Origin of the sequence: Salinisphaera orenii subsp. orenii MK-B5 (genome assembly GCF_003788635.1) — a bacterium.
In the GTDB taxonomy this organism is placed as follows: domain Bacteria; phylum Pseudomonadota; class Gammaproteobacteria; order Nevskiales; family Salinisphaeraceae; genus Salinisphaera; species Salinisphaera orenii.
This window is the reverse complement of the sequence record NZ_AYKH01000012.1, coordinates 106,282-132,071: the sequence shown is the minus strand read 5'-3', so window position 1 is coordinate 132,071 and position 25,790 is coordinate 106,282. Positions and strand designations below refer to the sequence as shown.

19 protein-coding genes are annotated in these 25,790 nt (G+C 63.8%); 16 read left to right on the top strand and 3 right to left on the bottom strand.

Translation table 11 applies throughout. From position 1 onward, the window contains the following. The first annotated feature begins 1 nt into the window (after window position 1). The 10 genes from SAOR_RS07520 to SAOR_RS07475 are packed head-to-tail and all read left to right on the top strand — an operon-like array spanning window position 2 to window position 13,571. Window positions 2-1,933 carry an XrtA/PEP-CTERM system amidotransferase gene (locus SAOR_RS07520; RefSeq protein ID WP_123630881.1) on the top strand — a complete coding sequence of 644 codons (1,932 nt, stop codon included), beginning with the start codon at window positions 2-4 and terminating at the stop codon, window positions 1,931-1,933. After that, window positions 1,926-2,942: a sulfotransferase family protein gene (locus SAOR_RS07515; RefSeq protein ID WP_123630880.1), complete on the top strand. Its 1,017-nt coding sequence runs from the start codon at window positions 1,926-1,928 to the stop codon at window positions 2,940-2,942. Before SAOR_RS07520 ends, SAOR_RS07515 begins: the two co-directional genes overlap by 8 nt. A 20-nt stretch (window positions 2,943-2,962) precedes the next feature. Next, window positions 2,963-4,186 carry a glycosyltransferase family 4 protein gene (locus tag SAOR_RS07510; protein ID WP_123630879.1) on the top strand — a complete coding sequence of 408 codons (1,224 nt, stop codon included), beginning with the start codon at window positions 2,963-2,965 and terminating at the stop codon, window positions 4,184-4,186. Between the two features lie 3 nt (window positions 4,187-4,189). Beyond that, entirely contained in the window at window positions 4,190-5,422 is a 1,233-nt protein-coding gene (locus SAOR_RS07505; protein ID WP_123630878.1) for a TIGR04063 family PEP-CTERM/XrtA system glycosyltransferase, read from the top strand. Then, window positions 5,419-6,594, top strand: coding sequence for a carboxylate--amine ligase (locus SAOR_RS07500; protein ID WP_123630877.1), 1,176 nt, complete (start codon window positions 5,419-5,421; stop codon window positions 6,592-6,594). The genes SAOR_RS07505 and SAOR_RS07500 overlap by 4 nt, the downstream gene beginning before the upstream one ends. Continuing rightward, window positions 6,594-7,733, top strand: coding sequence for a prenyltransferase/squalene oxidase repeat-containing protein (locus SAOR_RS07495; protein ID WP_123630876.1), 1,140 nt, complete (start codon window positions 6,594-6,596; stop codon window positions 7,731-7,733). Before SAOR_RS07500 ends, SAOR_RS07495 begins: the two co-directional genes overlap by 1 nt. Then, window positions 7,733-9,115 carry a putative O-glycosylation ligase, exosortase A system-associated gene (locus SAOR_RS07490; RefSeq protein WP_123630875.1) on the top strand — a complete coding sequence of 461 codons (1,383 nt, stop codon included), beginning with the start codon at window positions 7,733-7,735 and terminating at the stop codon, window positions 9,113-9,115. Before SAOR_RS07495 ends, SAOR_RS07490 begins: the two co-directional genes overlap by 1 nt. A 21-nt stretch (window positions 9,116-9,136) precedes the next feature. Next, the gene (locus tag SAOR_RS07485; RefSeq protein ID WP_123630874.1) at window positions 9,137-10,408 is read left to right on the top strand and encodes a glycosyltransferase; all 1,272 of its coding nucleotides are present in this window, start codon (window positions 9,137-9,139) and stop codon (window positions 10,406-10,408) included. Beyond that, window positions 10,405-12,657, top strand: a complete 2,253-nt coding sequence (locus SAOR_RS07480) for a hypothetical protein (protein WP_123630873.1) — start codon at window positions 10,405-10,407, stop codon at window positions 12,655-12,657. Before SAOR_RS07485 ends, SAOR_RS07480 begins: the two co-directional genes overlap by 4 nt. Next, window positions 12,654-13,571 (top strand): hypothetical protein, encoded by a 918-nt coding sequence (locus SAOR_RS07475; RefSeq protein ID WP_123630872.1) that lies wholly within the window; start codon window positions 12,654-12,656, stop codon window positions 13,569-13,571. Before SAOR_RS07480 ends, SAOR_RS07475 begins: the two co-directional genes overlap by 4 nt. Before the next feature lie 176 nt (window positions 13,572-13,747). Here the strand turns inward: SAOR_RS07475 and SAOR_RS07470 are convergent, their stop codons facing one another. Both SAOR_RS07470 and SAOR_RS07465 read right to left on the bottom strand, forming a co-directional pair. Then, entirely contained in the window at window positions 13,748-14,914 is a 1,167-nt protein-coding gene (locus tag SAOR_RS07470) for a glycosyltransferase family 2 protein (protein ID WP_185015584.1), read from the bottom strand. Between the two features lie 57 nt (window positions 14,915-14,971). Further along, the gene (locus SAOR_RS07465) at window positions 14,972-16,180 is read right to left on the bottom strand and encodes a glycosyltransferase family 2 protein (protein ID WP_123630870.1); all 1,209 of its coding nucleotides are present in this window, start codon (window positions 16,178-16,180) and stop codon (window positions 14,972-14,974) included. Window positions 16,181-16,428: 248 nt separating this feature from the next. Here SAOR_RS07465 and SAOR_RS07460 point away from each other — a divergent pair, with 248 nt between their 5' ends. From SAOR_RS07460 to galE, 5 genes are all read left to right on the top strand, one after another. Next, window positions 16,429-17,919 carry a lipopolysaccharide biosynthesis protein gene (locus tag SAOR_RS07460; protein WP_123630869.1) on the top strand — a complete coding sequence of 497 codons (1,491 nt, stop codon included), beginning with the start codon at window positions 16,429-16,431 and terminating at the stop codon, window positions 17,917-17,919. Window positions 17,920-18,395: 476 nt separating this feature from the next. Then, window positions 18,396-19,070, top strand: coding sequence for a phosphatidylserine decarboxylase (locus SAOR_RS07455; protein ID WP_221179913.1), 675 nt, complete (start codon window positions 18,396-18,398; stop codon window positions 19,068-19,070). A 364-nt stretch (window positions 19,071-19,434) separates the two neighbouring features. Beyond that, the gene (locus tag SAOR_RS07450; protein ID WP_185015583.1) at window positions 19,435-20,172 is read left to right on the top strand and encodes a hypothetical protein; all 738 of its coding nucleotides are present in this window, start codon (window positions 19,435-19,437) and stop codon (window positions 20,170-20,172) included. A gap of 231 nt (window positions 20,173-20,403) precedes the next feature. Beyond that, on the top strand, window positions 20,404-21,252 hold the full coding sequence (locus SAOR_RS07445) for a sulfotransferase family protein (protein ID WP_123630866.1): 849 nt from the start codon (window positions 20,404-20,406) through the stop codon (window positions 21,250-21,252). Window positions 21,253-21,471: 219 nt separating this feature from the next. Further along, window positions 21,472-22,488: a UDP-glucose 4-epimerase GalE gene (galE, locus tag SAOR_RS07440; RefSeq protein ID WP_123630865.1), complete on the top strand. Its 1,017-nt coding sequence runs from the start codon at window positions 21,472-21,474 to the stop codon at window positions 22,486-22,488. Between the two features lie 78 nt (window positions 22,489-22,566). Here galE and SAOR_RS07435 read toward each other — a convergent pair whose 3' ends face one another. Continuing rightward, the gene (locus SAOR_RS07435; RefSeq protein WP_123630864.1) at window positions 22,567-23,793 is read right to left on the bottom strand and encodes a cyclic di-GMP phosphodiesterase; all 1,227 of its coding nucleotides are present in this window, start codon (window positions 23,791-23,793) and stop codon (window positions 22,567-22,569) included. A 247-nt stretch (window positions 23,794-24,040) separates the two neighbouring features. Between SAOR_RS07435 and SAOR_RS07430 the strand changes: the two genes are divergently transcribed. Then, window positions 24,041-25,744 carry an L-lactate permease gene (locus tag SAOR_RS07430; protein WP_123630863.1) on the top strand — a complete coding sequence of 568 codons (1,704 nt, stop codon included), beginning with the start codon at window positions 24,041-24,043 and terminating at the stop codon, window positions 25,742-25,744. Window positions 25,745-25,790 lie beyond the last annotated feature (46 nt).

Genomic DNA, 25,790 nt, shown 5'->3' with positions numbered 1-25,790 from the left:
TATGTGTGGATTGACAGGCATCGTCACCGCCGACGGACGCACCCCCGAACGGGCGACCCTCGAGGCGATGAACACGGCGCAGGCGCACCGCGGGCCGGATCAGCACGACTGCGCGCTGCTGGCCGGGGCGGGGCTAGGTCATCGTCGGCTGACGATCATCGATCCGGCCAGCGGCGAGCAGCCGATGCGTAGCGAGGATGGGCGCTACACGCTCGTCTACAACGGCGAGATCTACAACTACCGCGCGCTCAACGCCGAGCTCGAGCAGGCCGGTTATCATTTCGACGGTCACTGTGACACGGAAACGCTGCTGCGGGCCTGGCAGCATTGGGGCGAGTCCTGCGTCGATCATCTGCGCGGCATGTTCGCCTTCGCGATCTGGGACGCGCAGACACAGCGCGTGTTTCTTGCCCGCGACCGGCTCGGCATCAAGCCCCTGTACTACGGGCTGACGGCCGACGGCGATCTCGTCTTCGGCTCCGAACTCAAGACCTTGATGGCGCACCCGCGCATCGGGCGCAGCGTCGAGCCGCGGGCACTGGAATGCTATCTCGCGCTCGGCTACGTGCCCGAGCCGTACGCGATCTTCCGCGACACCTTCAAGCTGGCCGCCGGGCACACGCTGTCATGGCAGCCCGGTGCGGCGCCGTCGCCGACGGCCTACTGGGATCTGGACTTCGAGACCCGACAGAGCGACGCGCCCGAGGCCACGGCCACCGAGCTGCACGAGCGGCTGGACGAGGCGGTGCGCATGCGTCTGGTCGCGGACGTGCCGCTCGGGGCGTTTCTGTCCGGGGGTGTGGATTCCAGCGCGGTGGTCTCGCTCATGGCCGGTGCCTCCGACGAGCCGGTCAAGACCTGCGCGATCGGCTTCGACCATGCCGACTTCGACGAATCCGACCACGCCCGTCAGGTCGCGCGTCAGTTCGGCACCGATCATCGTGAGCATCGGATCGCGAGTCAGGAATTCGGCCTCATCGATACGCTGGTCGACGTCTACGACGAACCCTTTGCCGACAGCTCCGCGCTGCCGACCTATCGCGTCTGCGAGCTCGCCCGGCAGCAGGTGAAGGTCGCGCTGTCCGGCGACGGCGGCGACGAGAACTTCGCCGGGTATCGTCGCCATCGGCTGCACTGGAACGAATCGCGTGCGCGCGCCAAGCTGCCGGCCTCGATTCGCAAGCCGGTGTTTGGTGTGCTTGGCGCGCTCTACCCGAAAATGGATTGGGCGCCGCGCGTGTTCAGGGCCAAGACCACCTTCCAGTCGCTGGCCATGGACACGGCGGAGGCCTACTGCCACAGCGTCTCCGTGATCCCGCAGGATCTGCGCGAGCGCCTGTACAGCACGGCGTTCAAGTCCGAACTCGACGGTTATCGCGCGCGGGACCTGTTCCGCGCGCACGGCGATAACGCCGGCACCGAGCACGCGCTCTCGATCGCCCAGTATCTGGATTTCAAGACCTGGCTGCCGGGCGATATCCTCACCAAGGTCGACCGGGCCAGCATGGCGCACGGGCTCGAGGTGCGCGTGCCGCTGCTGGATCACGAGTTCGTGGGCTGGTCCGCGAGCCTGCGCCCCGACCTCAAACTGCATCGGGGACAAGGCAAGTACGTGCTCAAGAAAGCCTTTGAGGGGCACCTGTCGGACGACATCCTGTACCGCCGCAAGCAGGGATTCTCCGCGCCGATCGCGGACTGGTTCCGCGGGCCGCTGCGCGACGCCGGCGAAGGCGCGCTCACGGCGGGGCCGCTGGTCGACTGCGGCGTGTTCGACCGCAGCGCACTCGCCGACCTGTGGGAACAGCACGTCTCCGGGCGGCGTGATCACGGCCCCGCGATCTGGTCGCTGCTGATGCTCTCGCGCTTTCTCGCGCGTCAGCTCGGTGGAGCGACGCACGACGTCACGACGACGGCGGAGCCGGCTCATGCCTGATCGGGATACCGTGACGGGCGATGGCTACATCCTGCTGTTCGGCATGCCCCGGTCGGGCACGACCTGGATCGGCAAGTTGTTCGACAGCCATCCGGACGTGCTGTATCGGCACGAGCCGGACAGCTGGTCGCCGCTTGCGATGCCGCGCGATCCGTCTCTCGATGATGCCGCGGACCATGCCCGGGAGCTGCAGGAGTTCGTGGCGCGCCTGCCCGATATCCGCGCGCAGCGGGTGGCCGGTAAGCGCCCCCTGTTCGCCAAGGCCTATATGTCGACGCCGCGCGCACGGCTGATGGATGTCGGCGTCGAGTTCGCGCGCGTGGTCAGCCGCTTCTACCCGGATTTCCCCGTCCTGTTTCACGTCAACGCCCGTCGGTACGCCGATCGCCGGATCGTGTGGAAGTCGATCAACTCCCTGGGCCGTCTCGGCACCGCGCTCACGGTGCTACCGGAGGCCCGGGGCGTGCATCTCTTGCGTCACCCCTGCGGCTATATCGCATCCGTGAACCGCGGTCTGGCGGGTAACAGCTTTTCGAGCGCCAATTCCAACAGCGAGGACTACGGGATCTTTGCCGCGGTCGAGGGCACGCCGCTCGGTGAGCGCTACGGCATTGCCATCGATCGCATGAAGACGCTGACGCCGGTCGAGCGTCTCGCCTGGCGCTGGGTGCTGATCAATGAGAAGGCGTGGCGGGAAAGCCGTGATGCCGGACGCTATCACTGCGTCTATTACGAGGACGTCTGTCGGGCGCCGGAAACGCGGTTGCGGGCCTTGTTCGACGCATGCGGCCTGTCCTGGAACGAGCAGACGGCCGATTTCGTCGCGCGGAGTACGCGCAGTGCGCGCTCCGGGTACTACAGCGTGTACAAGGACCCGGAAATCTCCGCCTGGCGCTGGCGTGAGGAACTCGACGCGGACACGGTCGAGAAGGTCATGGCGATCGTAGCGCGCAGCGAGATCGGCGCGCCGTACATGACGATGCAGCCGCCGGCCGAGCACGCCCGATGACGCGCGCGGAGAGGCGCCCGATGCGGGTTGCGGTGGTGACCGGTCTGTATCCGAACAGTCGGCAGCCGCGCCACGGTATTTTCGTGGAGGAGCGCCTGCGCCAGCTGGTGGCTACCGGCGAGGTCGAGGCGCGCGTGGTCGCGCCGGTGCCGTGGTTCTTTTCCACGCACGAACGTTTCGGTCGCTATGCGCGCATGGCGGCGGTGCCGAAACGGGAAGTGCGCCACGGCATCCTCGTCGAACATCCGCGCTATCTCGTCGTGCCGAAGGTCGGCATGATGCTGTCGCCACTGACGATGGCCCGATCGGTCCGCGCGACGCTGAAACGCTGGCGGCGCGAGGGGTTCGATTTCGATCTCATCGACAGCCATTATTTCTATCCCGACGGCGTGGCCGCGGCCTGGCTTGCCGGCTGGTTTCGCCGGCCGTTCGTCGTCACGGCCCGGGGTGCGGATCTGAACCAGATCGCCGGCATGCGAGGTCCCGGGCATCAGATCCGGCGCGCCGCACGCCGGGCGAGCGGTCTGGTGACGGTTTCACGCTCGCTGGCGGCTCGGCTCGAAGCGCTCGGCATCGACCGTGATCGTATCAGCGTGCTGCGCAACGGCGTCGATCTGACGCGTTTCGCCCCGCGGGATCGCGAAGCCGACCGTGCAGCGCTTGGTGTGAACGGCCCCGTGTGGCTGTGTGTCGGCCACCTGATCGAGCGCAAGGGCGTGGATGTCGCGATCGACGCGCTCGTGCACGTGCCGACCGTCACGCTGCTGATCGCCGGCGACGGGCCGCTGGAAGACGGTCTGCGCGATCAGGCGAGCCGGCTGGGCGTTGTCGACCGCGTACGTTTTCTGGGTGCGATCGAGCACGACGACCTGCCGATGTATTACAGCGCCGCCGACGCGCTGGTGCTGGCGGCGCGCTCGGAAGGTATGCCGAACGTGGTGCTCGAGGCGATTGCCTGCGGTACCGCGGTCATCGCGACCGACGTCGACGGCATTCCGGAGGTCATCACCGGTGCGCCGGCCGGCGTATTGATCGAGGCGCGAACGGGCGCTGCCGTGGCTCGAGCCTGGGCCGAGCTCGACGGCGAGGCGATCATGCCCGAGGGGCGGCGACGGCGGCGGCATTACGCCGAGGATTTCGGCTGGGACACCACGACGCGCGGTCAACTGCGCATGTTTCGGAACATTCTCGATCACGGCGCGGCGTCGGAGACGAGCCGCGTGACCAACGGAGCGGCGGACTGACGCATGCGGATAGTGCACGTACTCGATCATTCCGCGCCGCTGCACAGCGGTTACACCTTTCGCACGCTGGCGCTGATGCGCGAGCAGGTCGCGCTGGGATGGGAGCCGGTGCTCATGACCGGTCCCAAGCAGGACAGCGGCGATTGTCTGGAGGCGGATGCCGATGGTTGGCATTTCCATCGAACGCCGTCGCCGCGTGGCCGCCTCGCGCAGGCGCCGATCGCAGGGGAGCTGGCCGTCATGCGCGCTATCGAACGGCGGTTGGAGCGGCTGGTCGAAACCGCCCGGCCTGCGCTCATTCACGCCCATTCGCCGGTGCTCAACGCGCTGCCGGCCTGGCGCGTGGCGCGGCGTCATGGCCTGCCGCTGGTCTACGAGATTCGTGCGTTCTGGGAGGACGCCGCGGTGGAACACGGCAGCTGCCGCGAGGGCGACGCGCGCTATCGCGCGACGCGTGCGGCCGAGACCTTCGCCATGCGGCGCGCGGATGCAGTCACGACGATCTGTGACGGGCTGCGCGGCGCGATCGCCGAACGCGGCGTGGCCGACGATCGCATCACCGTGATACCCAACGCGGTCGACGTCGAGCGATTCACCACGCACCTGCCCGAAGATGCCGAGCTGGCGTCGTCGCTGGGTCTGTCGGACGACTATGTACTCGGTTTCGCCGGTTCGTTCTATCGCTACGAGGGCCTCGATATCGCGGTGCGGGCCATGGCGCAGCCGCCGCTGCGGGATGGGCGCTTCAAGCTGCTTCTGGTCGGTGGCGGCCCGGACGAGGCGGCACTGCGCTCGCTCGTGTCGGCGCAGGGTCTCGAGGACCGCGTGATCTTCACGGGCCGCGTCCCGCACGACCAGATCGAGCGCTATTACGGGCTCATGGATCTGTTGGTCTTCCCGCGGCTGCGGCATCGGCTCACCGAGCTCGTCACCCCGCTCAAGCCGCTGGAGGCCATGGCGCAGGCGCGTCTCGTCGCCGCCTCCGACGTGGGCGGGCATCGGGAACTGATCCGCGATCGTGAGACCGGGTTCCTGTTCGAGCCCGAGTCTCCGGCGGCGCTGGCCGAATGCGTGGCACAGCTGGCTGCCGCACCCGAGGCGCAGCTGGATGACGTCCGCGCTGCGGGGCGCCGGTTCGTCGAACAGGAGCGTACCTGGCGCGCCAGCGCGGCGCGCTACGCGCCGTTGTACGAGTCGCTGCTGGGCGAGAATCGTCGCGATACGGCGCGCTCGTGAGCAGGGCAAGCGACAACGTGCCGGCGGTGATCGTCGGGGCCGGCTTGAACGGTCTGGGCGTGCTGCGAAGTCTGGCGGCCGCCGGCGTACCCAGCGTCGTCGTCGGCACGCATGGCGATGAGCCCGCGATGCGCAGCCGTCACGGTCGCAAGGTGTTTTATGACGCCGCCGGTGGCGGCGAGGCGCTGCTCGCAACGCTGGAGCGTGTGGCGGCCGATGCGGCGGACCGGCCGGTGCTGATACTGACGATGGAGGAAAGCGTCGTCCACGTCATGACGCATTACGCCCGTCTGGCGACGCGTTTTCGAATGACGCTGTCGGCGCCCGACACGCTGGCGCCCCTGTTGAACAAGGACGGCGTGCGCGCTGCCGCCGAGGCCGCGGGACTGGCGATACCCAGAACGCTGAGAATCCAGAGTGCGGCGGATGTGAGCGGACTCGATGCGCTGACGCCGCCCCTGATCGTCAAACCCGCCCGACGGGATGCGGGCTACGAGGCGGCCTTCAGCAAGGCGTATCGGTTCGACACGCACGTCCCGGCCCGTGAGCTGGTCGAGCGCATACTGCCGGTGCTGCCCGATGTGATCGTTCAGGAGTGGATCGAGGGGACCGATTCGGATCTATACTTCTGTCTTCAACACCTGCCGGCCGATGGGGCCGCGCCGACGAGCTTCGTCGGGCGCAAGATCCGTTCCTGGCCGCCGCGGGTGGGGGGCACGGCCAGTTGCGGCCCGGCGCCGGAGGCGGTCGAAATCATCGAATCGACCACCGCGTTCTTCCGGCAGGCCGGCGTGCACGGGCTGGCGAGTATGGAATACAAGCGAGACCCGCGTAGCGGCCGATACGTGGTCGTGGAGCCCACGGTGGGACGCACTGATTACCAGGAGGAGGTGGCCACGCTCAACGGCGTGAATCTGCCGCTCGCCGCCTATCGGAGCGCCTGTGGTCTGGCCCCGCCGCCGGCCGGCGGGAGTGCGGCGCGGCGAATCTGGCGCGAGCGGATGTCGGACACCCAGTCGGCCGAGCGTACGCCGGCCGAGGAAACCCGGACGATCGAGGGCGCGCGCAGTGTGGATGCCCTGTGGCGCATCGACGATCCGGGGCCGGAACTCGCTCGGCTGGCCTCGCGTGTTCGGGTACGCTTGAAGCGACTATTGCGGAGTGATCGTTGATGGGTCTTGTATCCGGTTTGATCCGACGGATGGGCGGTGGCCGCCCGGTGCTGGCGTCGTTACGGCCGGGGCTGGACGCGGCCGCGGAATGGCTGGCGCGAGCGCAGGATGCGACGCCGGACGACGGCGTGGCGGCCTACTATGACGTGAAAAAAAAGCAGTGGGCGGCGTCGTATCCGGAAACCACGGGCTACATCATCCCGACGCTCTACGATTACGCTCATCTCACCGGCCGGGCGGAATTCGCCGATCGTGCGACTCGCATGGCCGTGTGGGAATCGGAGATCCAGCTGGCCGATGGCGGCGTGCGTGCGGGGAACATGGACGCGCCCAAGGTCGTGCCCACGATCTTCAATACCGGGCAGGTGCTGTTCGGCTGGGCGGCCGCCTACGAGCAGACCGGCGAGGCACGATTCGCCGAATCGCTGCGTGCCGCCAGCGACTGGCTCGTCGCCGCCCAGGACGACGACGGTGCGTGGCGACGATTCGGATCGCCGTTCTCCCATGCGGGCGTCAATGTCTATAACACGCGCGTGGCCTACGGCCTGGCGCTGGCCGGGCGCACGCTCGGTGAGCCGCGTTACATCGAGGCCGCCTGCGCGAACGTCGACTGGGCGTTGACGCAGCAGCAGCCCAACGGTTGGTTCGCGCACAACGATCTCGAGCACAATGATCGCCCGCTGACCCATACCATCGCCTATGCCACACGCGGTGTTCTGGAAGTCGGCGCGGTCGCCGGGGTTGAGGCCTACGTCGATCGGGCGCGTACGGCGGCGGCTGCGGTCGCCGCAGGTCAGCGGCGCGACGGCGCGCTGCCCGGCCGTCTCGATGCCGACTGGCGTTCGGCCGCTCGCTGGTCCTGCCTGACCGGCAATGTCCAGATGGCGGTCGTCTGGCTGCGTCTGGTGGAACTGGGTGCGTCGGCGGACGAGCCCGACTGGCTCGAGCATGCCCGTGGCTGCATCGCCTTCGACCAGAGTCGTCAATCGCTGGCACATGCCTGCGGCGCGCGGCGCGGCGCCATCGCGGGATCGGCGCCGATGCGGGGCGAATACATGCGCCATCGCTATCCGAACTGGGCCGCCAAGTTCTACATGGATGCGGTCATGCGCTACATGGCCGCGACCGGGGTCGACTGATGCGTGCGCTCGCGCTGCTGATGTTCGTTGCCGCCACCGTGCCCATGGCGTTCATGCGGCCGGTGATCGGTCTGATGCTGTGGATTCTGTTCAGCTACATGAATCCGCACCGCATCGCCTACGGCTTCGCCACCGCCTTTCCCTGGGTGATGATCGTCGCCGTGGTCACCATGGTCAGCACGCTGGCCCACGCGCAGCAGCGCCAGGCGCTGCGCATGACGCCGTTGATGGTGCTGATGACGCTGTTTCTGCTCTGGACCGGGTTGTCGACACTGGATGCGGTCGTGCCCGCACAGGCCGAGATCGAATGGGTGCGCTTTTTCAAGATCATGCTCATGGTCTATTTCACGGCGATCCTGGTCACCGACAAGCAGCGCCTGCACTGGGTGCTGTGGACCATCGTGCTCTCGTTCGGCTTCTGGGGATTCAAGGGCGGCTTCTTCACGCTGATCACCGGCGGGAGCCACAACGTCATGGGGCCGATCAAGAGTTTCTACCGCGACACCAACGGTTTCGCGCTCGTCATGTGCATGTGCCTGCCGCTCATGCGTTACCTGCAGTTGCAGGATCACCGCAAATGGGTTCGGGTCGGGCTCTGGGGACTCATGGGGCTGACCGCCGTCGCCATCGTCGGTACCTATTCTCGTGGCGGTCTGCTGGCGCTGGGCATCACCGTCCTGATGCTGATCTACAAGAGCCGGCGTCGGGCCTCGCTTTTTCTGGTCGTTCCGATCATGGCTGTGCTGGTTGCGTCGTTCATGCCGCAGGAGTGGTACAGCCGCATGAACACGATCGACGAGTACCAGCAGGACAAGTCTGCCCAGGGGCGTATCAATTCCTGGAAGTTCGCCGTGAATGTCGCGATCGATGATCCGCTGCTTGGCGGCGGTATGCGGGTCTGGTCCAGTGACGCCATGTGGGATACGCACGGGCCGCCGGATGCCGTGCATCGTGCGATCCACAGTATTTTCTTCCAGGTGCTCGGCGAAGCCGGCTTCGTGGGGTTGGCGTTGTTCGTCGCCATGCTCGCGGGCGGCTGGTTCGGGCTCGCCCGCATTCGACGCAAGGCGCGGGCGGGCCCCGATACCGCCTGGATGGGGGATCTGGCCAGCATGATGCAGGTCAGCCTCGTCGCATATGCGGCGGCGGGATCGCTTCTGCCGATGCCGTATTTCGACCTGTTCTATCAGATTCTAGTCATGACCACGGTGCTCGACGTGCTGCTGATGCGCGCCCATGCGAGTGGCGAGCCGCAGACCGCGACGGAGAGTCCGCGGCCGGCGTCCGGTCGTCGCCCGGTGGGCGGGCGAAGGCCGACGATCGGACGACCGCTGCGCCCGGGTACACAGGGCGGCGGTCAGCAGGATCTGCCGTGGTACTGATCCGCATGAGGAATCTTGCTCGTGAGTGACGAACACGATGATGCTGCGGGCCCGAAGGGCGGGGATCGCAGGGTTTTGCTGATCGCGTTCCATTTTCCGCCGGATGCGTCGTCGACGGGTCGTCTGCGCACGCTCGCCTTTGCGCGGCATCTGCGTGCACGCCGCTGGAAGCCGTGGGTTCTGGCACCCGCCCCCCGAGTTTACGAGCGGCTCGACACACAGGGACTGGAAGACATACCCGCCGACGTCCACGTCCAGCGCAGCCAGGCGTTGGATGCGCGTCGGCACTTGGGTTGGCGCGGGCGCTATCTTTCGGCGACCGCTATTCCGGACCGCTGGATATCGTGGTACCCGAGCGCGGTACGGGCAGGTCTGCGATTGATTCGCCGACAACGCATCGACGCGCTGTGGTCGACCTATCCCATTGCGACGACCCATCTCGTCGGCGCTTCTCTGGCTCGATTGTCCGGTTTGCCGTGGATCGCCGATTTTCGGGACCCGGTGGTGCCGGCTGGAACATCCGCGCAGAAGCGCGCCATGCGTGCCATGGAACGCTGGACGATCAAGCGTGCGGATCGGATCGTATTCACAACGCCGGGGGCACGCTCGCGCTACGCGGAGCGGTTTCCGGACGCGGCGAACCGAATGCATGTCATTGCCAACGGGTTCGAAGGGGAAACGGTGGCAACCGTACCCTCTCCGAGCCGGGGAGCTGGCGGCCCCGTCAAGCTGGTCCACAGTGGCCTGTTGTATCGTGAAGGTCGAAATCCGGTTCCTTTTTTCGAGGCCATCGCCCGGCTTCGCGAAGCCTCGGTCATAACGCCGGACACGCTCGAAGTCGTCCTGAGAGCCAGTGGTCACGAAGCGGCGTACGCCGAGGAACTGGCCCGTCTCGGGATCGACGATATCGTTACGCTGGCGCCTCCGGTGGGTTACAGGGAAGCGCTGGCCGAACAAGCCGGCGCACACGGGCTGCTGCTGTTTCAGGGCGGCGAGTTCAACGCGCAGATCCCGGCCAAGGTATTCGAATACCTTCGGATCGGACGCCCCGTTATTGCGCTGACGCCGCCGGATAGCGATACGGCCGAGCTGTTGCGTACCACCGGCGGGGCGCTGCGCGCGCCCATCGACGATGCGGAAGAGATCGCAGCGGTACTCCGCGATTTCATGATTCGGCTGGATGGTGACGACATGCCCGAGATCGATGCCAAAGCCCTGAGTGGCTACACGCGCAAGGCCGGCGCCATGAAACTGGCCGGGTTGCTCGACGAACTGACGGGGATAGAACGATGAGAGAAACTGCTGCGACGCGGCGGCGTTTGCCGTCGGGCCTGAACACCTTGACGCGCGTTGCTGTACTCGCCGTCGCCGTTGTCTTTCTGGGCGCTTGCGCGGGGAGCGTGGCGCCGGCACAAGCACAAGGACAAAAACGCGCGGCTTTCGCAGCGCCGGCCGATGCGCCGCCCGGCACGATCACGTGGATACATCTTGAGAAACTGACTGGGCAGGATTGCGCCACCGCCCCGGTGACGTTCGGGCAGGTGTTTCGTCCCGGCGATCTCCCCGGCGAATCGATGCTCGTGGCCAAGTACAACGGTCGCCCGCTTCCTACCCAGGTCGACGCCCGTGCGACGAATGACGACGGCTCGATCCGGCACGCCGTTGTGACCGTTCAGGTCCCCTGTGATGCCGACGATGCAGCGATCGCCCTGGTCAAGACGGAAGGCGGGAGCAGCGGGGATCATCGCAAGTCTGTGGAGCTGAGCGATGTTCTGGCGACCGAGTTCGACGCCCGGTTGCGTCTCGATCGATCGGGTCGCACATGGAGCGCGTCGGCGCGGGATCTCGTGGAGCGTGTGCGCCAAGCCGGGGGATGTGACGGCGTCGATTTCTTCTGTCGGCGCTGGCTTTCCGGCCCGCTGGTCTCCGAATGGATCGTCGGCGCACCGGTATCGGGCCCCGATGGAGGGGCGCACTCGCACTTGGCAAGCTATTTCGCCATACGCGCCTATGGTCCGACGCCGGTACAGCGGGTGCGCGTCGACGTGGTCACCGAAAATAACTGGGCGTACGTCGACGGCGTCCGCAACTACGACTACGACGCCCGCATCGACGTGCCCGGTCAGGCGCCGACCGTTCACGAAGACGTGACGCACTATCGACAGGCACGCTGGCACGAGGTCCGCTGGTGGGGCGCCAGCGATCGTGCGCCGTTCCATGCAGCTCAGGATCCCGCGTACCTCCAGTCGACCCCCGCCGTGCCCTCCTACGGCGAGTTCAAACTGTCGGATAAGATGCTCGCCGATGTCAGGCAGGATTGCCCGCCCATGCGAGCCTGCGACATCTACAAGCAGATGCAGACGACGGGGGCGCAACCGCAGATCGGCCCGTTGCCGCGATGGAGCAGTGCCTACGCGATCAACACGGGCCATCGTGTCTTTCGCTGGATGCTGGCCAACAGCGATGCGATGGGCGCATACGGCGTTCACTATCGTGACAAGAAAACCGGAAACGCCCTGTCACTGAAAGCCCATCCCTGCGCCACGACGCTCTGGCCGGCTCGCACCGCCGACTGTCCGGTGCCGCCGCATGGCGACGATCGTTTGCCCGGTTGCGGCGGTGAAGGCAAGGCCGCCTGCAAGAGCCCGCTGAATGCGGACGCAGCGCACCACCCTGCACCGACTTACATGGCCTATCTCGCCACCGGCGATTGGTTCTACGAGAGCGAGATGCGGTTCTGGGCCAACTGGGCGTTGTTGTGGCAGAACCCGAAGTATCGCGACTATGCCGCCGGGCTGGTGCACAATACCCAGCTCAGGGGGCAGGCTTGGATGCTGCGTTCGTTGGCCTATGCCGCCTACCTGTTGCCGGACGAAGCCTCGCACAAGGCATATTTCAACGACGTCGTGCGCCGCAATATCGACTGGTACAACGAGAGGTACACGCATAATCCGAAAGCGAACAAGCTGGGCGCCGTGACCAGTTACTATTCCGTGATCTATCCAAGCGGCGGCCAGCAGCGGACGGGCTATGCTACGTGGCAGCATTCCTTCTTCGCGTGGTCCGCGGGCAATATGGCCGATCTGGGGTTCGACGGCGCCGACGCGCTGCGCGACTGGGTCAGTCAGTTCCAGATCGGGCTAATGACGGCGCCAGGTTTCTGCTGGGAGCTGGCGTCGTCTTACCACGTGCGCCTGCGCGACAAGCGCAAGTCGCCTTACTACACCAGTTTCGCCGAGGTCTATCGGAACTCGTTTCCCGATCTGGTGGATGCGGGGTGCGAGCCGCAGGCGCTCAATCGTGCCTTGACACAAAGCAAGGGCAAGCAGCGGTTCAATTTTCCGCCGCGAACCATGGTTGGCTATCCGAAGTCGGGAACCGGTTTCGTCGCCAATTTTCAGCCCGGCCTTGCCGCTTCGGCGCGCGCGGATCGGCCCGATGCGGAACAGGCCTGGCGCCGATTCATGGATCGTACCCTGCCGATCGACTACGGTTCGAACCCACAGTTCGGAGTGGTGCCGACGGAGCCGAACAGGCCGTGAGCGGGCCCGGTATCGAGGGCCCGCAGGGGCATCGTCACGAAGGCCCCGAGCTGGCCGTGATCGTGCGGACGATGGCCGATGCGAATCGCGCGGATGCCTTGCTGCGGGCCCTGGATACGATCGACAACCTTCAGAGCGTGGCCGCTTATCCGATCATCGTAGTCAACGGACGGCGCTATGATCCCGATCTCGTCGATAGGCTTCGACGCCGCGACGGCAGCGTCTTCCACTATATGTCGCGCGCCTCGGCGGGTGCCGCGGTCGTTCAGGGTCGACGACTCGTCGAGAGCGAATTCTTCATGTATCTGGATGACGACGATGAGTTGCTGGCCGACGGAATCGGTCCCGTGCTGGTGGAGCAGGCGGCATCGCTCGACTGGGATCTGCTGGTCCTGAATGGAGAGCGGCGGTCTGCCTCGGGCGGGAAGCCATGGGTGGAGCAATGGGCGGCACATACGGCCGATCCATTACGCAGTCTGGTCGAAGAGAACTGGCTATCGCCCGGCAACACGGTCTTTCGAGCCGCGACAGTGAACAGCGACGTCCTGGACGTCGATCGTGATCACCACGAATGGACGTATATTGCGTACCGGCTGATGTTGGAAGGCTACAAAGTATCGTTTCACGACAAGAGCGTGACCCGCTACAACGATACCGAGGACTCGTTATCTAAACGCGATACGCACGACCCGGGAGAGACAAGACTGCTCGAAGACCTGCGGCGTGAAGCACGGCTGCCCAGAGATCTTCGGGCGGCCCTGGAAGCCAAGTACCGAAATCATCTTCACGTCATGGCAGAACGGAATCGTTTTCAGGGGCGTTTTGCATCAGCATGGCGTTATCACCTGCGCAGCCTCAAACCGCCGTTTACGCTTCGCTATCTACCCTATACGCGAAAGCTCCTCCGCTTTTAAAGGCGAACTCCCGCGCCGAAGCAGACGCGGGAACGAAATGTGGCCTGGTTGGCGATCGTCGTAGGATGAGCGCGCGCAGGGTGCCGCCTCAGGGTGGTCACATGCCGTTTGAGACTTGATGAAAATCGGCGCTGTGGTTGGGACCGAATTCTATTTTCAGCATCGGTGGATATCGATCACCGGTGATCCCGCCTCTGGATAGGGTCGCGCTGGACTGCACCAATCGGCAGACCCGCGATCAGAAGGCTGAATCGCTGGATGATACGAGCTACATTGATCATCTCGCCTGCGTGCCATTCGCGATGCGCGGTCCAGTAAAGACCTCGGACCATGGCTGTCAGCGCGGCGCGGTCAAATCCCGTGCCGCCGCCGAGTCGGTAGAAGAACGTCGATGGTTTGGGGAGCGTCATATCCTCGATTTGTGTCATGCGTGCGATGAGTGCTCCTTCGCGAACCGTAAGCGGCCGGCTCCCACGCAGCGCATTCCACTTTGCAAAATCATTCAGCGCTTCCTCGTATAAATTGTTTGAGGCCATGATCAGGCTTCTCTGGAGCACGGCCTGTCGACGGAGCAGGGGGGGCAGCTGGCTCCCCGCTTGTTGTAGCGGCAAGTAGTCGCCGAGCGTTAGTTCGTTGTAAAGCCGAGAAAATATCTGTCGCCGGTAGCGTGCCCAGACCAAAGCACGTTCGGACTCATCATGTCGATCAGCTCCGGCGCCACGCTCGCCGGCGTGGATTCGAAGCGCAAACGTCGGTTGCTTCAAGTGTCCTGCCTGATACCGATGCGCAAGCCGGAGAATCATGTCGTGATCCTGGGACCGGCGAAGACTCTCGTCGAACGGTCCGACGGCCGTCAGGCACGCCTTTGGAATGAGCATGCCTTGCAGCATCGTGTGCATCGATTCCATCGTGCGAATGAAGAACTCGTCCGACGGGATATCCGGTAGTTCGGGTACGGGTTGCGAATCGATGACGCGCATCGAGAATTCACCACTGAACACGTATTTCGGGCTGTAGGTGAAGTCGCATTCCGGATGGGCCCGGAGAAAAGACAGGTGTTGCTCCAGCGCCTCGGGCAGGGCGATGTCGTCGTCGTCGAATATCAGTACGTAATCGCAGCGAATCTCTTCGAGACCGCGGTTGAGTGCGCTTGCCTTGCCCCCGTTGGCCTGTTCCAGCAGGCGAACGTGATCGCCGAAGGCATGCACCACTTGGCCGGTGTGGTCGGTCGCGCCGTCGCTTACCACGAGTATGTCATCGGGCAGGCGTGTCTGGTTGCAGAGGCTCCGGAGTGCCTGCTCCAGGTAGTCGGCTCGGTTGTAGGTGGCGATGAGCACCGCCACCGTCGGCTCCGGAGAAATGACGGGTCGTTGAGTCGGCTTCATGGGTGCGCGCTTGTGCTATTTCTGATGACAGGCGCCCAGGGCGATGACCGCCAGGCGCCGTAGGGACATTCGAAGACTGTGTGGATCCCGCTTGCACCATAGGTCACGGCGAGCGCTCCAGTACAGGCCGCGCAGTAGCGGCGGCGCGATTGCCGGATGTGTGCGGCATCGATGCCCGATCGCCCGATAATAGACCGTCGGTAGTGCAAGATCGGGGGCTTGCAGGTAGGCGAGTTTCGAAATGAGCATCTGTTCCGCCTGGCTGGTCGCATGCTTATCGATGTCGCGTAAGTCCAGGTATGTATCGAGATCCGTCAGCGCGCATTCATGCAGACCGTGGATCGCCATGATGACACCGCGCTGCAGATACCCGTAGCGCTCGATTGCCCGGGGCTTGGCGACCAGTGTATCGGCGATATCCCTCGGCACGTATTCGGCGATGTCGACGCTTTCTCTGAGTTTTGTGAACACGTGTTGCTTGTGCGCCATCCAGGCGGCATAGCGTTCGTCGGCGTTGTGGCCATCGAAGCCCGGTCCACGACGGCCCGAATGTTCACGAAGCGCCCAGAGCGCGTGCGGAATGCGGCGGGCACGGAAGCGACGCGCCAGACGCATCACCATGTCCCGGTCTTGACTGCGGGTAAGCTCGACGTCGAACAGTCCGACTTGTTCAAGACAGGTACGGCGGATCAACATGCCCTGCATCGGTGTGGGAAGGAAGGGTGATTCCAGTATCCAGTTGAAGAAGCGGGGCGCGGATACGTCCGGGAGCGCCTTGACCGGTGTCTTGTCGACGGCGTCGGGGGGCGTCGTATCGTCGAATACGTGATTCAGGCAGTAGGTGAAGCCGACCTCGGGATGCGCTTGCAGTTCCTGCAGATGAGTCGCCAGATTATTCGGCAACATGATGTCGTCATCGTCGAAGATGCAGACGTTGCGACTCCGGCTTTGGGGGATGGCGCAGTTCAATGCGGACGACTTGCCGCCGTTGCGCTGGGTTATGATGCGGATGCGGTCGCCGTAACGACGTAGCACGGCGGCGGTATCGTCGGTGGAGCCGTCATTGACCACGATCAGTTCGTCGGCGGGACGGGTCTGGGCGAGTACGCTGTCGAGCGTCTCGCCAATGAGATGAGATCGGTTGTAGGTGGCGATAATGACCGCAATGCCGGGCGCATCGTGTCGTGACCCGTCAGCGGTCGATCCGTTCTGATTTGCAGCCATCGTGCTGGCTCCTGTTGCATGTCAGCAACGGCTGTTTAGTGGAACGGGTTCGCGGCGGCGCGCGGCGGTTATCAGTGGCCGAGTCGTCAGCAGCCGGCGGCAGCGGCTCTGGTGTTGCGTATTATAAGGCGCTTCTATTATCCGCAGGCTGCGCCTGGGCACGCGTTGCCTGCGATATCCCCGTAGAATACCGCGCTCGCGCGTGCCGCGTGGCACGCTCGTCATGGCCGATATAAAGACGCGCCCGAATGAAAAAAACCAGTACCGAAAAGAGTAGTGGGGCCATGCCCTCTATTCGCCGCTCGCTCGTGCTCTCGTTCGCGCAGAAGTACACGAATCTGCTGATCTCGTTGCCGACCATCATGGTGCTGAGCCGCCTGCTCACACCCGCTCAGGTCGGCGTGTATTCCGTGGCCGTCGCTTTCGTGAATATCGTCCAGATGCTGCGCGACTTCGGCACCTCCGAGTATCTGGTGCAAGTGCGCGAGCTGGACGACGCCACGGCGCGGTCGGCGTTCACCGTCACCTTCATCATCGCCTGGGCCCTGGGCGTCGCTCTTTTCCTGTGCAGTCCGCTGATCGCCTCCTTCTTTAACGAGGAAGGGCTGCGACTAGTGCTGGAAGTGATGAGCATCAACTTTTTCCTGTTGCCGTTCGGTTCGACCGTCAACGCACTATTGATGCGTTCAATGCAGTTCGGCATCCGCTACCGGATCGCCACGACCGCGCAGCTCGCCCAGAGCGCGGTGACGTTGACTTTGGCGTGGCTCGGTTACGGCTACATGAGTCCTGCATGGGGTTCGGTGGCCGGTATGGTGGTCAACGTTCTGGGTTGTCTGAGCTGGGGCCGCGATTATCGAATCCGTGGTGTGGGTCTGGCCCACTGGCGACCCGTGGCCAGTTTCGGCGTTCAGAAGACGTTCGGCAGTATCGTCAACCGGGTCGGCATGAGTGCGCCGGATTTCATCATCGGCCGCATGCTCGGTTTTGCCGAGGCCGGGCTGTTCAGTCGCGGCAACGGGCTCGTGCGCATGTTCCGGGAGAACATCATCGGGGCGATCGGCAGCGTGGCCTTCTCCGCCTTCTCGCAGCGGCATCGCGATGACAAGAGGCCGAGCGATCTTTTTCTCAAGTCGATCACGTTCGTGACCTGCATAAGCTGGCCTTTCTTCGCATTTTCGGCGCTCATGGCATTTCCCGTGATGCGAATCATGTTCGGCGACCAGTGGGATGCTGCCGTTCCCATTCTCCAGTTTCTTGCCATTGCAGGACTCATCAGCACGAGCCTGTCCCACAATAGCGAGCTTTTGACTGCCACGGGGCGGATCGGCGTGGCAACGACCCGCATCACTGTCCTGCAATCGGTTCGGGTCGCCGCGATGATCGCTGCCGCGTTCTACAGCTTGAATGCGGTCGCCGCGGTCCAGGTTCCCGTGGCGTTGTTCGGATTCGTCTATACGGCGAATGCCCTGATTAGATATTCGGGAATCACCTGGCGTGATCTGTTTCGTGCTCTGGCACCGACGATTCCGGTCACGATCGCGACAATGACCATTCCGGCCCTGGTTTATCTGCTCGATACGCCATCCGGTGATAATCTCTGGTCGCCGCTGCTCGGGAGTATGGCGGGAGCGGCGTTCGGGTGGCTGTTGGGAATCTGGCTTGTCAGGCATCCGGTCTGGTTTGAACTTCGGGATTTTCTGTCCGCACGGATAAATGCGCGACTAGGTCGCACTTAATCTTGCTTCGCCGGGGCGATAGTCGTTGCGAGCACTGATAGGCAGGGTATGGTGCGAGACCTCGGGGCGACAGAGATGGCTTGAACCGTTGTGGGCAATCTGATGCCAACAGCGCATAATGGTGCCTTGTGAAACGTCAGGTGCCTCTGGCCGAATGATGTAAACGCTCGTAGTCTCAACGGAGGAGCGTGGGGTTTCGTGAGGCCGTGTGGCTGAACGATATGATGCGACTGTGCTAACGCGCGGTCCTGGAATTCTCGAGCATCCGGCTATTTGCTCGCAACGAGAGTTTTTCTTGTAGCGATGCGGTCACGCCGTCCCGGTGTTCCGCACGAGGGCGGCGGAGTGTGTCGTCAGAGGCGCCATCGGTGACTACCGCAGAGCTGTGCGCTATCCGGGGCCTATTCTGGAATGGACTCCGCGTCTAGGGGCACTGCCGGCCGATTTGAATTGGAGATTGTCGGAATTTGATTTTATTGATTCAGATCCTGGTGCTCGGCGTGTTAGCTGTGGCGCTCACACAATGGTTGCGTCACCTGCCTTATCCGTCGCCTCTGGTGCGTCCTTTGCTCCCGTCGCGGCAGCGTTGGCCCGAGCTGCAGATTCGGGAATGGCTGGAGACGACACGTTTCCATTCCGGTTACCTGCGATTTTTCTACCGCGATCCACCACGGGTGCTGCCTGCAGACGACGGCATAATCGCGCCGGCGGACGGCTTGGTTACGAGTTATGAAGCACGCGCCGGTGTGCGTTATATCGTGATCGCGCTGTCTTTCTGGGACATGCACGTGCAGCGCAGTCCTCTGGACGGGCGCGTAACGAACGTAACGCCGAGTGGCGATGCGCATATGGATGGCGAGGGGCGCGATTTCGCGTTTCTGAGGGACAAGTACTGCCCCGTGCAGACCCGTATCGCCTTGGAGACCGACATCGGCCCCGTCGCGATCCGGTTGATCACCAGCGTGGCGGCGCGACGGATCGAGACCTGGGTCCACGCCGGCGAACAGATCCGGCGTGGACAGCGCGTGGGGCGGATTCTTCTGGGCAGCACCGTCGTGCTTGAAGTGCCGGATGAATATGTCTGTACGTGTGAGCTGGGTAGCCATGTACGCGCCGGCGAAACGATCCTGGCTGCGAAGGCGAGTGTGTGATCATGATGGATTGGCTCTGGCACGACGGGCATTTGAGCTGGCCGTTATTCGCCGTCCTTGTTTATACGTCCCTGATCATCCTTGGCGCCGATCTGGTATGGCGAACGACCTCGGGCTCGACACGGAAACTCGCACTTTGGGTGGCGTCGGTTTGGCTGCTTGGTGTGGTGTCCATATACGGGTTGGCCGTTTTCTGACCCATCAGGCTCGGGGGCAGGTTCAGTGAAGCCTGCGGTGTATCGACTGGAGCATCCGGTCACCATCAAAACGGGAGTGCGCGATGACCAGGTCGAACGGAATGGCGGGCGTTTCGGCTCGAACAAGTCGGTCGCCTCTGCGTTTCGATCTGCGGACGTTGCCGCGATTGATGTATCTCGCCACGCTGTGTCTTACGGTGACGGGAGCCGGGATCGTCGCCGCAAAGATGCTGTATCGTCCGGATGGCGTCTACGGGCTATATGCGTTGCTCGATCTGAACGGCGACTCGAGCGTGCCGACCTGGTACGCCGCGTTCACATTGTTGCTCTGTGCGGGTTTGCTCGCGCTGCACGGGCACTACAGTCGCCAACGCGGGGATGCAAACGCCTTCCACTGGCGGCTCCTCGCGTTGGTCTTCGCCTTGATGTCCGTGGACGAAGTCGCGCGGATACACGAAGTTGTCGGCTCGTTTCTGGGTGCCCAGATCAAGCCGGCGGTGGGCGAGCTGAATGGGTTCTTTCATTTTGACTGGGTGGCCGCGGGCATGGCATTCACGCTCGTCGTTGCGTTGTTCTACATACCGTTTTTGCTGCGGTTGCCGCGCCGGGTTGCAGGCCGACTGATGCTGGCCGGGGCCGTTTTCGTCGGCGGCGCCTTGGTCGTCGAAATCTTCAATGCGAGAACCCAATATCTACTCGATGTGCACAGCGTCTACTATCAAATGGGAACCGTCGTCGAAGAATGCCTGGAGATGCTCGGAATCGCGATTTTCGCCGATTTTCTTATTCGTCATCTCGCGGATGACACCAAGCATACCGCTGTAGATGTGCTGTTTACGATCGCGGATTCGGACGGCCTGGGTAAGGTAAGTCAAACTGAAGACCCAGACGTTCGTGGTGGGTAGCGCTGGGTATGCTGAGTCCGACACGTGTGTGTTCGATGGCCCTCGAGCTGCTTGACGGCCTAGCTATCCGACGAGTGCGGCACTGGTGGTATGACGTATCGACCTGCAATAGGAGTCGACTTCGAGAAATTCTGTCATTAGTGCGGACTTGTGAAATTGTTCTGTTTTTGCGCCTGGTATGCAGCGGATTTCTCGGGTACAGCCGTTCTAGCCTTCAATAGATAGAAGCATATGACCATCGCAACCAATATCTCGAACTTGACGCAACGTCTAGAGGCCCTGTCACGACCGCGTATCAAGCGAATTCGCCAGCGCTTAGTCCGCCCGTTCAATGGCGATGCGCCGAGGCTGAATCTTTTCGTCGCGGGCGCCCAGCGTTCGGGCACCAACATGGTCATGGATCTGCTCGAACGCTCTGCACAGACGGAAGTCTTCCACGAGCGCGACCCGCGTGCTTTTGACAATTATGAGTTGCGGGGCGATGACGTCATTGAAAGGCTGGCCCGGCGTTCACCGGCGCCGAAAGTCGTATTCAAGGCATTGTGTGAGTCGCAGGACGTCGGGCGGCTGATACAGCGTTTTGCGCCGGCACAGGCGATATGGGTCTATCGAGACTATGAAGCCACTGTGCGTTCCCATGTTCGCAAGTGGACGGGCATGCCCTCGACGATGCGTATCATCGTAGAGGAGAGCGGTACCGATGGCTGGCGAGGTCGTGGGATGTCGGCTGAAACTCGAGAATTTATCGAAGACTGCTATCACGACGACCTCAATAACGAATCCGCTTGTGCACTGTTCTGGTATATGCGCAACGTTCTACTTTTCGAACAGGCCCTGGATCAAGACAGTCGGTGCCGCTTGGTTTCGTACAACAGGCTCATGACTGAAACGGAAGCCAGCGCACGGGACATCTTCGATTTTGCTGGCTTGCGCTTTCATCCCGGCTACTGTCGATTCGTGACGCGCCCCTCGCGAGACAGACGCGTTGCCCATCGACAGCCGTATACGCGAAGCATGCGACAATCTGCTTTTGCGGCTGGAGGCATCGCTCGTGCCATTGCGCGGCGGTTAGGACGATGAATTTCCGCTATCCCCGGCGGCGGGTTCGGTCACGGGCTTTTCGGAATTTCAGTATTAGAGTCCTTGGCCCGGATGCAGGTGGACGAAGCCGTTGCACGGTGTTGCACTGACATTCGGTTGCAACATGCCCGCGAAAACGATCGGCTGACGACACTTTAGAACGCCGAGCCTCGGCGGCGGACCAACGAACGATATCTCCGGATGACCGGACGGTTGCATATGACGATTCTTCTTACCGGTGGCGCCGGCTTCATCGGCTCGCATACCGCTCTTGTGTTGCTCGAGGCGGGTCACGAGGTCGTGGTGTATGACAATCTATCCAATGCGTTCCGGGAGTCGCTCCTGCGGGTGGAGGCGCTCGCGGGGCGGTCGCTGGCGTTCGTTGAAGGCGATATTCGGGATACGGCCCGCCTGCGCGACACGCTGACCGGCCACGGTGTCGATGCCGTGATTCATTTCGCCGGCCTCAAGGCGGTCGGTGAAAGCGCGAGTCGGCCGGTCGCCTACTATGAGAACAACGTGGGCGGAACGCTGTCGTTGTGCAACGCGATGGACGCCGCCGGCATCAAGACGCTCGTGTTCAGCTCCTCGGCGACCGTTTACGCGGAGTCGGGCACGATGCCGCTGGCCGAGTCGGCGCCGACTGGCCGCCCGACCAATCCCTACGGCAGTTCCAAGCTGATGATCGAGTGGCTGCTCGAGGATCTGCAGCGTGCCGATCCGGCGTGGTCGGTGGCGTTGCTGCGCTATTTCAATCCGGGGGGCGCGCACGAGAGTGGGGAGATCGGCGAGGATCCGAACGGCCTGCCCAACAATCTGTTGCCGTTCATCACGCAGGTCGCGGTCGGTCGCCTCGACTCGCTGTCCGTCTACGGCAACGACTATCCCACCGCGGACGGTACCGGCGTACGCGACTACATCCACGTCATGGATCTGGCGGCGGGCCATCTCGATGCCCTGCGCGTTATCGCGGACACCCGCGGCCTGTACACTTGGAATCTCGGTACCGGGCGCGGGTATTCCGTACTGGAGGTCATCGAGTCCTTCGAACGTGTCACCGGCAAGGCCGTGCCGTATGCCATCGCGCCGCGGCGGGCCGGCGATCTCGCCGAGTGCTGGGCGGACGCGAGCCGCGCGAACGATGAACTGGGCTGGCGGGCGATGCGCGGGCTGGACGACATCCTGGCCGACGCCTGGCGATGGCAGCGCCGCAACCCGGCGGGCTATCGCGGCTGACCGGGCCGGGGCCCGATCTCGACGGATGACGGCCTCGCCGATCGCGGGCCTTCGCATCGCGTCACCGTCCGCCGTAGCTCAGTGCATGTCCTCGGCATAGTCGTCGACGTCGATATCGTAGGTGCCCGGCTGCAGCACCCGGGCGATACGGAAGCTCGGGAATCGTGACAGATCACGCACCCGCTGCGGATAGTAGCGGCGCTTGCGGTGATCGAGGACGATGAGCACGACCGGCTCTTCCGCGCCGACCGAATCCGGCAGTACGAGCCCCACCTCGCCGGTATTGAGCTCCACCACGCTGCCGGGCGGGTGCACGCCCATGGTCTGTTCGAACACGCGCAACATCCGGCCCTTGAATTCGCGGTCATCGGTGCCGTGCATCAGCTTGAGCGCTTCGGCGGGCGTGCGGCCCTTCTGATAGACGCGGTCGCTGGTGACCGCGTCGTAGACATCCGCGATGGCCACGATCTGGGTATAGGTGGACAGCTGGGCCCCGGCCAGGCCGTTCGGATAACCGCTGCCGTCGAGGCGTTCGTGATGGGACAGCACGATCTCGAGGCTGGCCGGCGTGAGATCGGGCGAGTCGCGCAGGATGTCCACACCGTATTCCGGATGTCTGCGCATGAGTGCGAATTCCTCATCGGTCAGCCGACCGGGCTTGTTGAGGATCGCCAGCGGGATGCGGATCTTGCCGACATCGTGCAGCAGGGCGCCGACACCCATCTCCTGGACATCGGCTTCGTCCAGATCGAGTGCCGAGGCCAGTGTGATCGACAGCATGCAGACGTTCAGGCTGTGCAGCGCGGTATAGGCGTCGCGGTTCTTGATCTGCGTGAACCAGAGCAGGGCGTCCGGATGACGCGCCACGCTGTCGATCATCTCTGCGACGACCTCTCGCGCGCCGCGCACGTCGACCGTACGTCCGGATTCTATGTCCGCATGCACGGTCGTGATCAGGTCCCGCGCCTGCTCGCGCAGCATGCGCGCCCGCGGTAGCTCCTCGCGAAAACCGCGCGGCGTGCGCTCGCGTATCGCGTTATCACTGCTCGACTCACGGCCCGCGTCCGCGCCCCTGAAAGTCGAGCGGCGGGCGTCTTCAGCGCCTGGCTGCGTCGGCTCGTCCAGTGTTGCCGGGCTGACATAGACATGCCTGCAGACCGCGCGCAGGCGCTCGATGTCCTCGGTCGTGTCGACGCGCATGCCCTGAAAGACGAAATCGGTCTCGGTCCACGGCCGGTCGAGCGCTTCGACATACATGCCGGCGCGTATCTCCTCGACCGCTATTCGTTTTGCATCACGTGACATCGCTACCTCGCCGCATGCCCGCTCGCCGCCCCGGCACGATTATGAGGCAGGTGCGTCCGTGGTGCGCACGTCGTTGGCGTGGCGGATAAAAAATCGCAGGCCGGGGTGGACCAAAGCCGCATTGTCGACGGTCGATCTTTCATGATTAGCTTACGCGACCTCTGGCCGAGGTCATTCAATCATCTGCGTCGGCGTGCCGGATGAGGCAGTCGGCCGAACCAATTCGGGGATCCACAGGGAAGACGCTATGACTTCAATCTTGATGTCGCTTCTGGCATTCACACCGCTGGTGCTGGCGGGTGTGATGCTGATCGGCTTTCGAATGCAGGCACGCACGGCCATGCCGGTCGTGTTCATCGTGACCGTGCTGATCGCACTCCTGGCCTGGGACATGACGTTCACACGCGTGGTGGCCTCCAGTCTTCAGGGGCTGATGCTCACGATATCGATCCTCTGGATCATCTTCGGTGCCATCCTGCTGTTGAACACGCTCAAGCATTCGGGGGGTATCGCGGCGATTCGCAACGGCTTTTCCGGGATCAGCCCGGATCGGCGCATTCAGGCGATCATCGTGGCGTGGCTGTTCGGCTGCTTCATCGAGGGGGCTTCGGGTTTCGGCACGCCGGCGGCGGTCGCCGCGCCCCTCATGGTCGCGCTCGGTTTTCCCGCGCTGGCGGCCGTCGTGGTGGGCATGATGATCCAGTCCACGCCGGTGTCCTTCGGCGCGGTCGGCACGCCGATCATAGTGGGTGTCAGCGGTGGCCTGCACAAATCGAGCATCACCGAGGAGCTTGCGGCCAACGGTTCATCCTGGGATGCCTACTTCCAGCTCATCACCTCGCAGGTGGCGATCACGCACGCGATCTGCGGCTTCCTCATGCCGTTGATCATGGTGACCGTGATGGCGCGCTTCTTCGGTGAGCGCAAATCCTGGGGCGACGGTCTGGCCGTGGCGCCTTTCGCACTCTTTGCGGGTGTAAGTTTCGTCGTGCCCTATGCGTTGGCCGGCGTCTTTCTCGGACCGGAGTTCCCGTCCATGATCGGCGCCATGGTCGGCCTGGCCATCGTCGTGCCGGCGGCGCGGCGCGGTTTTCTCATCCCGAAGAAGCCCTGGGATTTCCCCGAGTCGAGCCAGTGGCCGGCGGAATGGATCGGCAACATGGAGATCAAGGCCGATCACGTGGCCGGGCGCACGCCGCTCACGCCGCCCATGGGCTGGGCGCCGTACGTGCTGCTGGCCATTCTGCTGGTCATTTCGCGCACCGTGGAGCCGATCACCAACGCGCTCCAGTCGGTGGCGATCAGCTGGAGCAATATCCTGGGGCAGACTGATGTCTCGGGTTCCATCCAGCCGCTGTACCTGCCGGGCGGTATCATCTGCATTGCCGTGCTCATCACGTTCTTTCTGCATCGGATGCGCGCGAGTGCGATGGGGGCGGCGTTCAAGGAGTCGACCAACACCATCCTCGGCGCGGGCTTCGTGTTGATCTTCACGATCCCGATGGTCCGCATCCTGATCAACTCGGGGGTGAACGGATCGGACATCGTGTCGATGCCGGTGGCCATGGCGCAGCTCGTGGCCGATGGCGTGGGACATATCTATCCGCTGTTCGCACCGGCCGTGGGCGCGCTCGGTGCCTTCATCGCCGGTTCCAACACGGTGTCGAACCTCATGCTGTCGGACTTCCAGTTCAACGTGGCCGCCACGCTCGGCCTGTCGACGGCGATGATGGTCGCTCTGCAGGCCGTCGGCGCGGCTGCCGGCAACATGATCGCCATCCACAACGTGGTGGCGGCTTCGGCGACGGTCGGACTGCTGGGCCGTGAAGGCACGACCATGCGCAAGACGATCCTGCCGACGCTCTACTACTGCCTGTTGAGCGGCATCATCGGCCTGATCGCCTTCTACGGCATCGGTGTGGTCGATGGCCTGATGGCCGGCGGCGGATAACCGCCACTCCTTAGTATCCGGCGTTGACGGCGGCCCTCGCGGCCGC

Excerpts from the sequence above, each read along its gene's own strand:
- SAOR_RS07520 (WP_123630881.1), top strand. The coding sequence starts at position 2 with ATGTGTGGATTGACAGGCATCGTCACCGCCGACGGACGCACCCCCGAA.
- SAOR_RS07515 (WP_123630880.1), top strand. The coding sequence starts at position 1,926 with ATGCCTGATCGGGATACCGTGACGGGCGATGGCTACATCCTGCTGTTC.
- SAOR_RS07510 (WP_123630879.1), top strand. The coding sequence starts at position 2,963 with ATGCGGGTTGCGGTGGTGACCGGTCTGTATCCGAACAGTCGGCAGCCG.
- SAOR_RS07505 (WP_123630878.1), top strand. The coding sequence starts at position 4,190 with ATGCGGATAGTGCACGTACTCGATCATTCCGCGCCGCTGCACAGCGGT.
- SAOR_RS07495 (WP_123630876.1), top strand. The coding sequence starts at position 6,594 with ATGGGTCTTGTATCCGGTTTGATCCGACGGATGGGCGGTGGCCGCCCG.
- SAOR_RS07490 (WP_123630875.1), top strand. The coding sequence starts at position 7,733 with ATGCGTGCGCTCGCGCTGCTGATGTTCGTTGCCGCCACCGTGCCCATG.
- SAOR_RS07480 (WP_123630873.1), top strand. The coding sequence starts at position 10,405 with ATGAGAGAAACTGCTGCGACGCGGCGGCGTTTGCCGTCGGGCCTGAAC.
- SAOR_RS07465 (WP_123630870.1), bottom strand. The coding sequence starts at position 16,180 with ATGGCTGCAAATCAGAACGGATCGACCGCTGACGGGTCACGACACGAT.
- SAOR_RS07460 (WP_123630869.1), top strand. The coding sequence starts at position 16,429 with ATGAAAAAAACCAGTACCGAAAAGAGTAGTGGGGCCATGCCCTCTATT.
- SAOR_RS07445 (WP_123630866.1), top strand. The coding sequence starts at position 20,404 with ATGACCATCGCAACCAATATCTCGAACTTGACGCAACGTCTAGAGGCC.
- galE (WP_123630865.1), top strand. The coding sequence starts at position 21,472 with ATGACGATTCTTCTTACCGGTGGCGCCGGCTTCATCGGCTCGCATACC.
- SAOR_RS07435 (WP_123630864.1), bottom strand. The coding sequence starts at position 23,793 with ATGTCACGTGATGCAAAACGAATAGCGGTCGAGGAGATACGCGCCGGC.
- SAOR_RS07430 (WP_123630863.1), top strand. The coding sequence starts at position 24,041 with ATGACTTCAATCTTGATGTCGCTTCTGGCATTCACACCGCTGGTGCTG.